The sequence below is a fragment of the Pelagerythrobacter rhizovicinus genome (assembly GCF_004135625.1).
GTDB lineage: Bacteria > Pseudomonadota > Alphaproteobacteria > Sphingomonadales > Sphingomonadaceae > Pelagerythrobacter > Pelagerythrobacter rhizovicinus.
Genome location: NZ_SDPV01000002.1, coordinates 1,251,567 through 1,264,611 on the forward strand (window position 1 = coordinate 1,251,567; position 13,045 = coordinate 1,264,611).

At 67.1% G+C, this 13,045-nt stretch carries 10 protein-coding genes; 3 read left to right on the top strand and 7 right to left on the bottom strand.

Going from position 1 to position 13,045, the window contains the following annotated elements:
* The first annotated feature begins 27 nt into the window (after window positions 1-27).
* Window positions 28-1,236: a methionine adenosyltransferase gene (gene metK, locus ETX26_RS13900; RefSeq protein WP_129525235.1), complete on the top strand. Its 1,209-nt coding sequence runs from the start codon at window positions 28-30 to the stop codon at window positions 1,234-1,236.
* On the opposite strand, the gene ETX26_RS13905 is transcribed toward metK, so the two are convergent.
* From ETX26_RS13905 to ETX26_RS13920, 4 genes are read right to left on the bottom strand one after another with little or no spacing between them, the layout of a single operon-like run.
* Entirely contained in the window at window positions 1,228-2,379 is a 1,152-nt protein-coding gene (locus tag ETX26_RS13905) for a CaiB/BaiF CoA transferase family protein (RefSeq protein WP_129525236.1), read from the bottom strand. The genes metK and ETX26_RS13905 overlap by 9 nt on opposite strands.
* 7 nt (window positions 2,380-2,386) lie before the next feature.
* Complete coding sequence (locus tag ETX26_RS13910) at window positions 2,387-3,022, bottom strand: CoA transferase subunit B (RefSeq protein ID WP_129525237.1); 636 nt, start codon at window positions 3,020-3,022, stop codon at window positions 2,387-2,389.
* 2 nt (window positions 3,023-3,024) lie between these two features.
* Window positions 3,025-3,804 (bottom strand): HAD family hydrolase, encoded by a 780-nt coding sequence (locus tag ETX26_RS13915; RefSeq protein WP_129525238.1) that lies wholly within the window; start codon window positions 3,802-3,804, stop codon window positions 3,025-3,027.
* A complete protein-coding gene (locus ETX26_RS13920; protein ID WP_129525239.1) occupies window positions 3,801-4,508 on the bottom strand; it encodes a CoA transferase subunit A in 708 nt (235 codons plus the stop codon). Before ETX26_RS13920 ends, ETX26_RS13915 begins: the two co-directional genes overlap by 4 nt.
* A gap of 410 nt (window positions 4,509-4,918) precedes the next feature.
* Here ETX26_RS13920 and ETX26_RS13925 point away from each other — a divergent pair, with 410 nt between their 5' ends.
* On the top strand, window positions 4,919-7,225 hold the full coding sequence (locus ETX26_RS13925) for a CDC48 family AAA ATPase (RefSeq protein ID WP_129525240.1): 2,307 nt from the start codon (window positions 4,919-4,921) through the stop codon (window positions 7,223-7,225).
* A 38-nt stretch (window positions 7,226-7,263) separates the two neighbouring features.
* On the opposite strand, the gene ETX26_RS13930 is transcribed toward ETX26_RS13925, so the two are convergent.
* From ETX26_RS13930 to polA, 3 genes are read right to left on the bottom strand one after another with little or no spacing between them, the layout of a single operon-like run.
* Window positions 7,264-8,346 carry a mechanosensitive ion channel family protein gene (locus ETX26_RS13930; RefSeq protein ID WP_129525241.1) on the bottom strand — a complete coding sequence of 361 codons (1,083 nt, stop codon included), beginning with the start codon at window positions 8,344-8,346 and terminating at the stop codon, window positions 7,264-7,266.
* Between the two features lie 47 nt (window positions 8,347-8,393).
* Window positions 8,394-9,629: a CHASE3 domain-containing protein gene (locus ETX26_RS13935; RefSeq protein ID WP_225425790.1), complete on the bottom strand. Its 1,236-nt coding sequence runs from the start codon at window positions 9,627-9,629 to the stop codon at window positions 8,394-8,396.
* A 26-nt stretch (window positions 9,630-9,655) separates the two neighbouring features.
* On the bottom strand, window positions 9,656-12,514 hold the full coding sequence (gene polA / locus ETX26_RS13940; protein WP_129525242.1) for a DNA polymerase I: 2,859 nt from the start codon (window positions 12,512-12,514) through the stop codon (window positions 9,656-9,658).
* Window positions 12,515-12,725: 211 nt separating this feature from the next.
* On the opposite strand from polA, the gene ETX26_RS13945 reads away from it, so the two are divergent.
* A complete protein-coding gene (locus ETX26_RS13945) occupies window positions 12,726-13,010 on the top strand; it encodes a hypothetical protein (protein WP_129525243.1) in 285 nt (94 codons plus the stop codon).
* Window positions 13,011-13,045 lie beyond the last annotated feature (35 nt).

The following is a 13,045-nucleotide window of genomic DNA, read 5'->3' on the forward strand; positions in this document are numbered from 1 at the left end:
GTTATCTTTATATCGGAAATTTCGCCCATGCGCAGCACTTATCTCTTCACTTCCGAAAGCGTTTCCGAGGGACACCCCGACAAGGTTTCGGACCAGATCTCCGACGCAATCGTCGACCTGCTCCTGGCGAAGGACCCGGAAGCGCGCGTGGCGTGCGAGACGCTGACGACGACGCAGCGCGTCGTGCTGGCAGGCGAGCTCCGCTGCAAGGGCGTTTACGAAAGCGGCCGATGGATCGATGGTGCGCTCGCGGAGATCGAGAGCACGGTGCGCAATACGGTGCGCGAGATCGGCTACGAGCAGGACGGCTTCCACTGGGAGACGCTGACTTTCGAAAACCATCTGCACGGGCAGAGCGCACATATCGCACAAGGGGTCGATGCCAGCGGCAACAAGGATGAAGGCGCCGGCGACCAGGGTATCATGTTCGGCTTCGCCTGTGACGAGACGCCCGACCTGATGCCGGCGGCGATCGACTACAGCCACAAGATCCTCCAGCGGCTGGCCGCGGACCGCAAGAGCGGCGCGGCACCGTTTCTCGAGCCCGACGCCAAGAGCCAGGTCACGCTGCGTTACCGCGACGGCAAACCCGAAGCGGCCACCGCGATCGTGGTTTCGACCCAGCACGCCGAAGGCTACGACGAGGGCGAGAAGGAAGCCGAGCTCAAGGCCCATGTGAAGCAGGTCGTCGGCGAGATTCTTCCGGAAGGGTTCCTGTCCGACGAGACCAAGTGGCATATCAACCCGACCGGCACGTTCGTGATCGGCGGGCCCGACGGCGACGCCGGCCTGACGGGCCGCAAGATCATCGTCGACACCTACGGCGGGGCGGCCCCGCACGGCGGCGGGGCATTCAGCGGCAAGGATCCGACCAAGGTCGACCGCTCGGCCGCCTACATCAGCCGCTATCTTGCCAAGAACATCGTCGCGGCTGGCCTCGCGCGGCGCTGCACGATCCAGCTCGCCTATGCGATCGGCGTGTCCGAGCCGCTGTCGCTCTACGTCGACACGCACGGCACGGGCACGGTCGCGGACGACCGCATCGAGGATGCGATCCGCGGGATCGACAAGCTGGGGGGCCTGACTCCGCGCGCGATACGCACGCACCTGGGGCTCAACAAGCCGATCTATCGCAAGAGCGCCGCCTACGGCCATTTCGGCCGCGCGGCCGAGGGCGACCACTTCCCGTGGGAGCGCACCGACCTCGTTGCCGACCTCAAGGCTGCGCTAGGCTGACTGGTCGCGCCAGCCCCTGTCCGCGCGGTGTTCGCCATGGCGCGGGGAAGGGCGATCGAGCGCGAGCTCCGCATCCGAGAAGCAGAACGGGCTGCGCAGACCGGGAATGCCGCCGGGCGCGATCGCCATGCCGCGCGCCTTCACTTGCGGATCGGCGAACGTGGCTACGCAGTCATTGATCGGGCCAGCCGGCACGCCGGCCTCGCGGCAGGCGGCGAGCAGGTCCTCGTTCGGCCACTTGCGCACTTCCCGCACGATCTCGCTTTCCATCCATTCGCGGTTGGCAATCCGCCCTGCATTGTCGGCCAGGCGGGGGTCGTGGGCCATGTCGTCGCGCCCGAGCGCGCGCATCAGCGCCTTGAATAGCTTGTCGTTCGCCGGCGCGAGGATCACCTCGCCGTCCGCCGTCCGGTAGACCCCGTAAGGGACGACTTGCGCGTGCGCGTTGCCCATGCGCGGCGGGCTCGTGCCACTTGCGAAAAAGCTCATTGCCTGGTTGGCGAGCAGCGAGACCGAGCAATCGAGCAGTGCCATGTCGATGTGCTGCCCCTTGCCGGTCCGCTCGCGCATCATGAGCGCGGCCTGGATCGCGATGACCGAATAGAGCCCGCAGGTCAGGTCGGAGATCGACACGCCCATCTTCATCGGCGCGCCGCCGGGCTCCCCGGTGATCGCCATCAGGCCGCTCATGCCCTGGATCACGAAGTCGTAGCCCGGCTCCTCGCGCCGCGGACCGTCCTGTCCGAAGCCGGTGATGGAGCAATAGACGACGCGCGGGTTGGCCTGCGCCACGGCGGCATAATCGAGGCCGAAGCGCTCCAGCGTGCCCGCCTTGAAATTCTCGATCACCACGTCCGCCCCGGCGCAGAGCGCGGCGACCATCGCGCGGTCCTCCGCCTTGCCGAAGTCCGCGACGACCGAGCGCTTCCCGCGATTGCAGGCGTGGTAATACGCGGCCGCGGTTTCGCCTCGGTGCTCGATCCACGGCGGTCCCCACCGGCGCGTGCCGTCGCCCTCGGGGCTTTCGATCTTGATCACATCGGCGCCGAGATCAGCGAGCGTCTGCCCGGCGAACGGGCCCGCGAGGACGCGGGCCAGCTCAACCACCCGCAGGCCGGCGAGCGGCGTGTCCGGTCCGCTCATCGCGCGCTCAGCGGACGTAGTTCGCCGTCGTCTTCTCGGCGACTTCCTCGGCGCTGACGCCCGGTGCCAGCTCAATCAGCTTGAACGGACTGTCGTGGTCGGGGCGCTGGAACACGGCGAGGTCGGTCACGATCATGTCGACCACGTTGGTGCCAGTCAGGGGCAGGGTGCACTGGGGGATGAACTTGGGGCTGCCGTCCTTGGCGGTGTGCTCCATCACGACGATGATCTTCTTCACGCCGGCGACGAGGTCCATTGCGCCACCCATGCCCTTGATCATCTTGCCGGGGATCATCCAGTTGGCGATGTCGCCGTTCTCGGCCACTTCCATCGCGCCGAGCACGGTCAGGTCGATATGCCCGCCGCGGATCATGGCGAAGCTCGCTGCGCTGTCGAAATAGGCGCTGTGCGGCAGTTCGCTGATGGTCTGCTTGCCGGCATTGATCAGGTCGGCGTCGACCTCGCCCTCGTAAGGGAAGGGGCCGATGCCGAGCATGCCGTTCTCGCTCTGCAGCGTGACGTGCATGCCGGCCGGGATATGGTTCGCCACCAGCGTCGGGATGCCGATGCCGAGATTCACGTAGTATCCGTCTTGCAGCTCCTGCGCCGCGCGCGCGGCCATCTGGTTGCGGTCCCAGGGCATGGTCAGCTTTCCTTGGTGTTGAGAAGTGTGGGGACGAGGAACCAGCCATTGCCGATGAGCGCCTCGAGCGCGGAGGCGGCGGCAGGGTCCTTGAGGTAGTCGAACAACTCGTCGAAATCCGCGCGCTCGTCGCCGAGGATGGCGACCAGGCAGTGGGTCTGCGACAGCTCCTGGCGGCGAAGCTGCTTGCGGTCCTCGGCCCGGCGCATGAGCAGGATGCCGTCGTCGGTCGTGGGATCGAGCCCTGTCTCGGTCAGGCGTCTGCGCAGCGTACCGGCTTCCGCCGCCGAGGCATCGCTGATCCAGAAGACGAACACGCCTTCCAGCCGCAGCGCGTGAAGGCCTTGTGCCAGCGCCGGATCGGACGGAAGCGCGGCGAAATCGCGGGCACCGGAAGCCGGGTCGAGGTCGACCAGAACAGCGGAGGGACGAACCGAGCATTCCACCCTCTCGGGCTGCAGCGAGCCGGGCGTCGCAAGGATCGCCGAATGGCGCGGCTCGGCAACGGGGGCGAGCGCCGCCTGTTCGCGCGCATAGGTAAAAAAGGCATTGTACGCGCCGGCCTGGGCGAGGACTGGCGCGAAAGGCTCGCCTTCGGTCGCGATCGCGTCCGCCTGATCAGCTTCGCGCGCGCCTTCCGTCTCAGGTTCGTCGTCGTCCAGGGCCTCGTTCCGAAGGACGACGCCCCCGGCGGCCAGCGGAATCGCCGCGGCGACGCAGCCGCCGAGCACGAGGGCGAGCGCCGATGCCGCGAGGGCGGCCTGGAGCCGCCGCACGATCATGCAGCCTCGCGTTCCCGGACTGTGCGGAACTCGATCTTCTTGTCGTAGGGCGCGCCGACGATCATCCGCTGGACGTAGACGCCGGGCAGGTGGATGCAGTCCGGATCGAGTGTGCCGGCCGGCACAACTTCCTCGACCTCGACCACGCACACTTTGCCGCACGTCGCGGCAGGCAGGTTGAAGTTGCGCGCCGTCTTCCGGAACATGAGATTGCCGGTCTCGTCGGCTTTCCATGCCTTGACGATCGAGAGGTCGGCGAAGATCCCACGCTCGAGGATGTAGTCTTCCCCGTCGAAGGTCTTCACTTCCTTCCCGTCGGCCACTTTCGTGCCGACGCCAGTCTTGGTGTAGAAGCCCGGAATGCCCGCGCCGCCGGCGCGCATGCGTTCGGCCAGGGTTCCCTGCGGGCAGAACTCGACCTCGAGCTCGCCGGCGAGGAACTGCCGTTCGAACTCCTTGTTCTCGCCGACATAGGAGGAGATCATCTTCTTCACCTGCCGCGTGCGCAGGAGCTTGCCGATCCCCTCGTTGTCGATGCCGGCATTGTTGCTGCAGAAGGTCAGCCCCGTGACCCCGCTATCGCGGATCGCGTCGATCAGGCGTTCGGGAATGCCGCACAGGCCGAAGCCCCCCGCGGCGATGAGCATGTCGTCCTTCAGCACCCCCTCGAGGGCGGCGACGGCATCGGGATAGAGCTTGTTCATCGGGCCTCCATATCGTGCCAAGCTGTTAGGCATAGCGCGATCTGCTGTCACCCCCGGTTACGCTGCATGTGCGATTCGTGCCGACGGCGGCGGTGGGGGTTCATGACGGGATCATGACAAAGAATGGAATGAAATCGAACAAGTTAGCGATAACAGTTGCATATTTTGCACTATGGAATGAGCTTTTCGCACTTGCACAAAAGTGTGCTGCAGTGCACATAGGGCAGGCCTTTACAGGCATCCTCTCCCAAGACTTTCAAGGCCCGGTCCTCGCGACCGGGCCTTTTTTCTTTGCAGCGCCCGGCGCCGTGCCCGGCAACCGATGGCCTGCTCGTTCATTTGACTCGCAGTGAACCGTTCCTAGCTAAGGGCGGTAACCTCATTGGACGAGAGCACGGAGAAATGGACGGATGGCCGAACTCGACACGGCGGTAGAGGATAAGGCGGTCCGGCTCCAGGTGGCGGCGGCTCGGCAGGAAGAAAGCGGAAGAGGGGTCGCGCGGCTGCCCCGCTCCGCCTTCCAGGCTCTCGGCATCACCGAGGGCGACGTGGTCGAGATTCACGGCAAGCGCATGACGGCGGCGATCGCCATGGCGGCCTACGACGAGGACCAGTCGCTCGACGTGGTCCGTCTCGACGGGCTCCAGCGCAACAACGCCGAGTGCGGGTCGGGCGAGCACGTGCGTGTGGAGGCCGCCGAATCGCGCCCTGCCTCGCGGGTGGTCTTCGCCCCCGCGAGCCGCGAGATGCGCCTCCAAGGGCCGACCCAGGCACTGAAGCGCAACTTCTTCCGCAAGCCGCTCGTCGCGGGCGATCTGGTCGCAACCACGGGACAGCAGCCGGTCCAGAACATGCCGGCCGAGGTTCAGCGCATGTTCAACGCGCCGGCCTATGCGCTCACCCAGATTCGCCTGACGGTCGTGTCGACGGCGCCCAAGGGCATCGTCCACATCGACGAGAACACCGAAGTCGAGCTGCGCGCCGAATTCGAAGAGGCGCCGACCGGGCGTGCGGTGGTCAATTACGACGACGTCGGCGGCATGGACGACACGATCCAGCAGCTTCGCGAAATGGTCGAGCTGCCGCTGCGCTATCCGGAGCTGTTCACGCGGCTCGGCGTCGATCCGCCCAAGGGCGTGCTCCTCCACGGCCCGCCCGGCACCGGCAAGACCCGGCTGGCGCAGGCGGTCGCGAACGAGAGCGATGCGCAGTTCTTCACCATCAACGGGCCGGAGATCATGGGCTCCGGCTACGGCGAGAGCGAGAAGCGCCTGCGCGAAGTGTTCGAGGAGGCGACCAAGCACGCGCCCGCGATCGTGTTCATCGACGAGATCGATTCGATCGCGCCCAAGCGTGCGCAGGTCGCGGGCGAGGCGGAGAAGCGCCTCGTCGCGCAGCTCCTGACGCTGATGGACGGGCTCGAGGCGCGATCGAATCTCGTCGTTATCGCCGCGACCAACCGGCCAGATGCGGTCGATGAGGCGCTCCGGCGCCCCGGCCGCTTCGACCGCGAGATCGTGATCGGAGTGCCCGACGAGAAGGGCCGGCGCGAGATTCTCGCAATCCACACCCGCGGCATGCCGCTGGGCGACAGGGTCGACCTCGACGAGCTCGCGCGGGTGACGCATGGCTTCGTCGGCGCCGATATCGCCGCACTCGCGCGCGAGGCGGCGATCGACGCGGTCCGCCGGATCATGCCCAAGCTCAACCTCGACGAACGCACGATTCCCGCCGAGGTGCTCGACACCCTCTCGGTGACTCGCGAGGACTTCCTGTCGGCGCTCAAGCGCGTGCAGCCCTCGGCCATGCGCGAGGTCATGGTCCAGGTGCCCCGCGTCGGCTGGGACGACATCGGCGGCGTCGACGACGCGATCGGTACGCTCAGGGAGGGCATCGAGCTACCCCTCAAGAATCCCGACGCATTCCGTCGTCTGGGCATCCGCCCGGCCAAGGGCTTCCTGCTCTACGGCCCGCCGGGAACGGGCAAGACGCTGCTCGCCAAGGCGGTTGCCAAGGAGGCCGAGGCCAACTTCATCTCGATGAAGAGTTCCGACCTCCTCTCCAAGTGGTACGGCGAGAGCGAGCAGCAGATCGCCCGCATGTTCGCCCGCGCCCGGGCCGTGGCTCCCTGCGTGATCTTCATCGACGAGATCGACAGTCTCGTGCCTGCGCGCGGCTCCGGCCAGGGCGAGCCGCAAGTCACGGGCCGCGTGGTCAACACGATCCTGGCCGAAATGGACGGGCTGGAGGAACTGCAGTCGGTCGTGGTGATCGGCGCGACCAACCGGCCCACGCTGGTCGACCCCGCGCTGCTACGGCCCGGGCGGTTCGACGAGCTCGTCTACGTCGGCACGCCCGATCAGAAGGGACGCGCGCAGATCCTCGGCATCCACACCGCCGACATGCCGCTTGCAGGCGACGTCGACCTCGCCGGTCTGGCTGCCGAGACCAACCGCTTCACCGGCGCGGATCTGGAAGACGTCGTGCGCCGCGCCGGTCTCAACGCGCTGCGCCGTGTGGGCGGGGACGTGGAACAAGTCTCCGCCGCCGACTTCGCCGAAGCGCTCAAGGACTCGCGCGCAACCGTCACCGAGGCGATGGAGGTTGAGTACCGGAAAATGCGCGGCGAGCTGAAGAAGCGCGCGGCCGAGGCGATGCCGATCGGCTTCATCAGCGAAGGCATGGTCGAATCGACCCGCGAGAAGAAGCACGGGTAACGCGGCGCTCCCCTCCCTGGAGAGGAGGGGCGACCGGCTCAATCGTTCGCTTTGACGGCCGCGTTGGCGTCGTCGACACCTAGGCGGTGGCGGATCAGCGCATCCGGCAGGTTTATGCGCAGCCATTCGATCATGTGCTCGCGGACGGCGCAGCGCAGCGTCCACAGGTCGCCGATCGTGGCCGCGCTCACGGCGATGCGCAGTTCGATGCTTTCGGGGTATGCCTCGGTCATCAGCAGCTCGGCCGTGCGTCCGTCCCATTCCTCGCGCGTGGCGACGAAACGTTCGAACTCGGCGCGGATCGGCGCGATCTCGGCAGCCGGGTCGAGGTGGAGGAAGACCGGTCCGGTCAGTCGCTCGCTCTCGCGCGACCAGTTCTCGAAACTCTTCTCGAGAAAGGTGCTGGTCGGCACGATGATCGCGCGCTCGTCCCACGTGCGCACGATGACGAAGCTCATGCGGATTTCCTCGACCCGGCCGGAGAAGCCCTCGATCACGACCAGGTCGCCGATGCGCAGCGGCTCGGTGAGCGCCATCTGCAAACCGGCGATCAGCGACTTGAGCGCGGGCTGCGCCGCCGCGCCGACCGCCAGCGCCGCGAGACCGGCCGAGGCCATCAGCGTCACGCCGACATCGCGCACGCCGGGGATCGCCAACAGCATCATCGCCACCGTCAGCAGGACGATGAGGAACGCCGCGGTGCGCGAGAGGATCGCGACGCGCGTGCGGCGGCTGCGGGCCGTGATCGGATCGGAGGAAAGCTCGCTGCGCATCTGCAGCGCCGCAGCGAAGGCGCGCACCAGAGCGAGCGCGACCCAGCCGACCAGTGCTGGAACGACGAATGGCGCCGTCCAGCGCCAGACGGCGTGGATATTGGGGTTCGTCTGCGCCACCGCCGCGATCGCGATCGCGACGACCGACCAGCGGATCGGGCCGGCGAGACGGGCGAAGACGAGCTCGTCGACCTCGGATTGCGAACTGCGGGCGAGGCGCAGGAGAAGTCCGAACACGATCCGGTGAATCACGAAGGCGGCGACAACCGCGATCCCGACTGCGATGATCGCCGTTGCGACTTCGCCCCAGGCGATGGTCCAGTTCCGCGGATCGTAGCGCTCGAACATCCCGGAGGAGCTACGGCTTCAGCCGTGTACTGGCAAGCCGGTGAACTTCATGGCACGCGCGGTATCGTGATCGTAACCTCGACGCCGTCCTTGCCGAACCGCCGGTCGATCTCGCCACGCAACTGACGCGCGGCACTGGTCATCAGGAGACTGCCGAAGCCTTTGCGGTCCGGCTCCGCGTCTGTCGTGTTGCCGTGTTCGCGCCAGTCGACGACGATCGATCCGTCGCTCTCCCGCCAGCGCACCTCAAGCAGGCCGCCCTGGCTCCAGGCGCCGTATTTGACGGCGTTGGTGGTCAGCTCGTGCAGCACCAGGCCGAGCGGCGTGACCTGCTTGGCCGGCAGGTCGATCTCGGGCCCTTCGATCTCGGCCGGCAGCTTGTCGGAGCGATAGGGCGCGAGCGTCGTCTCGATCAGCGCGCGCAGCGAGGCGACCGGCCGTTCCAGCGTACCCTGCGTCACTTCGTGCGCGGTGAGCAACGCGTGAATCCGCTCGGAAATGCGCTCGACGACCGGCTGCGCCTCGGGTGCGTTCTTCGCGCTCATCCGCACGATAGCCAGGATGACCGCGAACAGGTTCTTGACCCGGTGGTTGAGCTCGCGCGCGAGCAAGTCGGCGCGGTCGCGCGCCTCGCCGAGTGCCGCGGCCTGCGCCGCTTCCGCCTCGGCACGGGCGGCGCGGGTGACGAGGACATAGCCGAGCCCCAGCGCGACGACGAGCATCAGCACGACCATGCCGAGCAGTGGAAGGACCCTGCCTTCCGAGCGTGCCGTCTCGCTCGCCGCCCGGATCAGAATCTGGTTCTCGATCTGCTCCATCTCGCGCGTTGCGCGGCGCAGGCGCACCATTGCCTCCGCTCCCTCGTCGGACAGGATCCGGCGGCGCGCCTCGATCACCTGGCGCTGTTCGACCAGTTCGACGGTTTCGGTCATCTCGGCGAACTTCGATTCGGCGAGAGACTCGATCTCGTCGAGCAGCTCCTGCTGCCGCGCCGTCGCATCCGGTCCGACCAGCTCGCGCAGCCGCCGCAGCGCCGGGCGATACTGCTCGCGGCCGACCAGATACGGCTCGAGATAGCGCCGGTCGAGCGTAAGGAGATAGCCGCGCTGCCCGGTCTCGGCATTGAGAGCCGCGCGGTTGATGTTGCGCAATTCGAGCAGGACCTCGCTCGTCTCGCGCATCTGCTCGCGCTCGGCGCGCTCGGCTTCGATCGTCTGGTAGACCAGGAACAGGCCGGCGAACAGTGCGAAGGCGATCAGCCCCAGCACCGCCAGATTGCCCACGCGTGGGCGGCGGAGACGGGGCCGGATCAGTGCGCCTGCCCCCAGCTTGCACCGGTGCCGATCTCGATCCCCAGCGGCACGTCGAGCGACACGGCGGGCGTGGCCGCCTCGGCCATGACGCGCTCGATGACCGGAGACGCCGCCGCGACGTCGGTCGCCGGCAGTTCGAACACCAGCTCGTCGTGCACCTGCAGCAGCATGCGCACATGTCCGAGCCCGGCCGCTTCGAGGGCGGGCATCATCCGCGCCATCGCGCGCTTGATGATGTCGGCGCTGGTTCCCTGGATCGGCGCGTTGATCGCCGCCCGCTCGCTGCCCTGGCGCTCGGTCTGGTTCTTCGAGCCGATGCGCGGGAACCAGGTCTTGCGGCCGAACAGCGTTTCCGAATAGCCGCGCTCGCGCACGGTCTCGAGCGTCTCCATGATGTAGCGCTGGATGCCGGGGAAGCGCTGGAAGTAGGTGTCGATCATCGCCTGCGCCTCGTCCGCCTCGACCTTCAGGCGCGCGGCGAGACCCCAGCGGCTGATTCCGTAGAGAATGGCGAAGTTGATCGTCTTGGCGCTCGCGCGGGTGTCGCGGGTGACTTCGCCGAACATCTCTGCAGCGGTGCGCGCGTGAATGTCCTCCCCGTTGGCGAAGGCCTGCTTCAGCTCGGGCACGTCGGCCATGTGCGCGGCGAGGCGCAGCTCGATCTGCGAATAGTCGGCCGCGAGCAGCACGTTGCCGTCCTCGGCCACGAAAGCCTCGCGGATCTGGCGGCCGATCTCGGTGCGGATCGGGATGTTCTGCAGGTTGGGATCGGTCGAGGACAGCCGCCCGGTCTGCGCTCCCACGAGGCTGTAGCTCGTGTGGACCCGGCCGGTATCGGGATGGATCGCGGCCTGCAGCGCGTCGGTATAGGTCGATTTGAGCTTGGTGAGCTGTCGCCACTCGAGGACCTTGTCGGCGATCTCCGCGCCTTGGGCGGAGAGCCGCTCGAGGATCGCCTGGTCGGTCGAGTATTGCCCGCTCTTGCCCTTGCGGCCGCCCTTGTAGCCCATCTTGTCGAACAGCACGTCGCCGAGCTGCTTGGGGCTGCCGATGGTGAACGCCGCCCCCGCGATCGCATGGATCTCGGCTTCGAGCCGGCCGGTCTCGGCTGCGAATTCCTCCGACAGCTTGGCGAGCTGCCCGCGATCGACCTTGATCCCGTGCCGCTCCATCTGTGCGACGACCGGGATCAGCGGGCGGTCGACTCGCTGGTAGATCCGGCTGCCGCCCTCGGTCGCGAGGCGCGGCTTGAGGTTCGCGTAGAGGCGCCAGGTCACGTCGGCATCCTCGGCGGCATATTCGGTCGCCCTGTCGAGCGGCACTTCGCCGAAGGGGATCGCCTTCTTGCCGCTGCCGCAGATGTCCTTGAACGTCAGAGTGGTGTGGCCGAGATGGCGCTGCGCAAGCTCGTCCATCCCGTGGCCGCCGCCGATTCCGTCGAGGCTGCGCCCGGCGTCGAGCGCGAAGGAGACGATCATCGTGTCGTCGACCGGTGCCATGGCGATGTCGTGCCGGGCGAGGACGTTGAGGTCGTACTTCACGTTCTGCCCGACTTTCAGCACCGCATCGCTTTCGAGCAGCGGGCGCAGCATGGTCAGCGCGGTCTCGCGCGCGACCTGCTGGGGCCGCTCGGCGAACATGTCGCTGCCGCCGTGCGCGAGCGGGATGTAGCAGGCGTCGTTCGGCCCGAGCGCGAGGCTGATCCCTGCGAGGTCCGCGCGCATCGCGTCGAGCGCGCTCGTCTCGGTGTCGATCGCGACCAGCCCCGCGGCGAAGGCGCGTTCGATCCAGCGTTCGAGCCGCTCGATCGTCTGCACGCATTCGTAGGTGCTGCGGTCGATCTCGGGCATTTGCGGGAGGGGCTGGCGGTTGCCGCCTTGGCTCGCTTCGGCGCCCTTGTTGACCGGCTTTGCGGGATGAAGGTTGGTCGGACGGCTTAGGCTGCCGTTTCCGCCATCCAGCCGGCGCAGCAGGCTGGTGAAGCCGTGCTTCTCGAGGAAGGCCGCGAGCGGATCGCGCGGGACTGTGGTGAGCTTGAAGTCCTCCAGCGGCATCGGCAGCTCGCAGTCTTCCTTGAGCTGCACGAGCACGCGGCTGAGCTCGGCCATTTCGCGCCCCTCGATCAGCCGGTCCCTGAGCTTGGACTTCTTCATTTCCGGCGCGGCATCGAGTGCGGCAGCAAGGCCGCCGTGCTCGACGACCAGCTTGGAGGCCGTCTTGGGCCCGATGCCGAAAATGCCGGGCACGTTGTCGACCGAATCCCCCATCAGCGCGAGCACGTCGCCGACCAGCTCGGGCGGAACGCCGAACTTCTCGACCACTTCGTCTGGCCCGATGCGCTGGTTCTTCATCGTATCGAGCATGTCGATGCAGCCGCCTTCGGGCACGCCGTCGTCCGGCTCCGCACATCTGCCGACGAGCTGCATCAGGTCCTTGTCGGACGATACGATCGTTACATCCCATCCGCGCCGGGTGGCGACGCGGGCGTAGGACGCGATCAGGTCGTCCGCCTCCAGCCCGTCCTCTTCGATGCACGGCAGGCTGAAGGCGCGGGTGGCGTCGCGGATCAGCGGAAACTGCGGCACCAGGTCCTCCGGCGGGGGAGGGCGGTTGGCCTTGTACTGGTCGTAGATCTCGTTGCGGAAGCTGGTCGAGCCCTTGTCGAGGATGACCGCGAGGTGTGTTGGTCCGTCCGCCTTGTCGAGATCGTCGGCCAGCTTCCACAGCATCGTGGTATATCCGTAGACCGCGCCCACCGGCGTTCCCTGCGGGTCCGTCAGCGGCGGAAGCCGGTGGTAGGCGCGGAAGATATAGGCCGAGCCGTCGACCAGGTAGAGATGCTGTTTGTCTGCCATCGCAGACGTGGTAGCAGCGCAAATTCCGCTGGTCAGCCGGTTTCGTTCGCGCGGGACACGCACCGCAATTGCGGCGTAAAAATGTCAAACAGCTTGCAAGGCCACAAAATCGCCATTATTGCGACGGGCTGAAGTCTACATGCTTGTGGGCTTCGCGTCGCGGCCTCGCGGGGCCACGATGAAACCACTCGCTGTTCAAGGAAACTGACATATGCGCAAGATCGTTCTCGCTGCCGCTGCTGCCGGCGCCGCCCTGACCCTCGCCGCTTGCTCGGAAGGCACCCAGGACTCCGCTGAGCAGACCGTCGACAGCGCCGCTGCCGACACCGAAGCGAACGCCGACGCCGTTGGCGAAGCAGTCGAAGGCACCGCCGCCGAAGCCGGCGCCGCCGTCGAAGACGCGGCCAACGACGCCGCTGCCGCGGCCGATGAAGCTGCTGCCGATGCCGAAGCCGAAGTGCAGGACGAGACGACCACCGAAGCTCAGGCCGACTGATCTTCGCTTTCGTCTAGCGAAAAAGGAAAGGGCGG

Bases quoted from the DNA above. Each gene is read 5' to 3' on its own strand.
- metK (WP_129525235.1), top strand. From the start codon at position 28: ATGCGCAGCACTTATCTCTTCACTTCCGAAAGCGTTTCCGAGGGACAC.
- ETX26_RS13905 (WP_129525236.1), bottom strand. From the start codon at position 2,379: ATGAGCGGACCGGACACGCCGCTCGCCGGCCTGCGGGTGGTTGAGCTG.
- ETX26_RS13910 (WP_129525237.1), bottom strand. From the start codon at position 3,022: ATGCCCTGGGACCGCAACCAGATGGCCGCGCGCGCGGCGCAGGAGCTG.
- ETX26_RS13915 (WP_129525238.1), bottom strand. From the start codon at position 3,804: ATGATCGTGCGGCGGCTCCAGGCCGCCCTCGCGGCATCGGCGCTCGCC.
- ETX26_RS13920 (WP_129525239.1), bottom strand. From the start codon at position 4,508: ATGAACAAGCTCTATCCCGATGCCGTCGCCGCCCTCGAGGGGGTGCTG.
- ETX26_RS13925 (WP_129525240.1), top strand. From the start codon at position 4,919: ATGGCCGAACTCGACACGGCGGTAGAGGATAAGGCGGTCCGGCTCCAG.
- ETX26_RS13930 (WP_129525241.1), bottom strand. From the start codon at position 8,346: ATGTTCGAGCGCTACGATCCGCGGAACTGGACCATCGCCTGGGGCGAA.
- polA (WP_129525242.1), bottom strand. From the start codon at position 12,514: ATGGCAGACAAACAGCATCTCTACCTGGTCGACGGCTCGGCCTATATC.
- ETX26_RS13945 (WP_129525243.1), top strand. From the start codon at position 12,726: ATGCGCAAGATCGTTCTCGCTGCCGCTGCTGCCGGCGCCGCCCTGACC.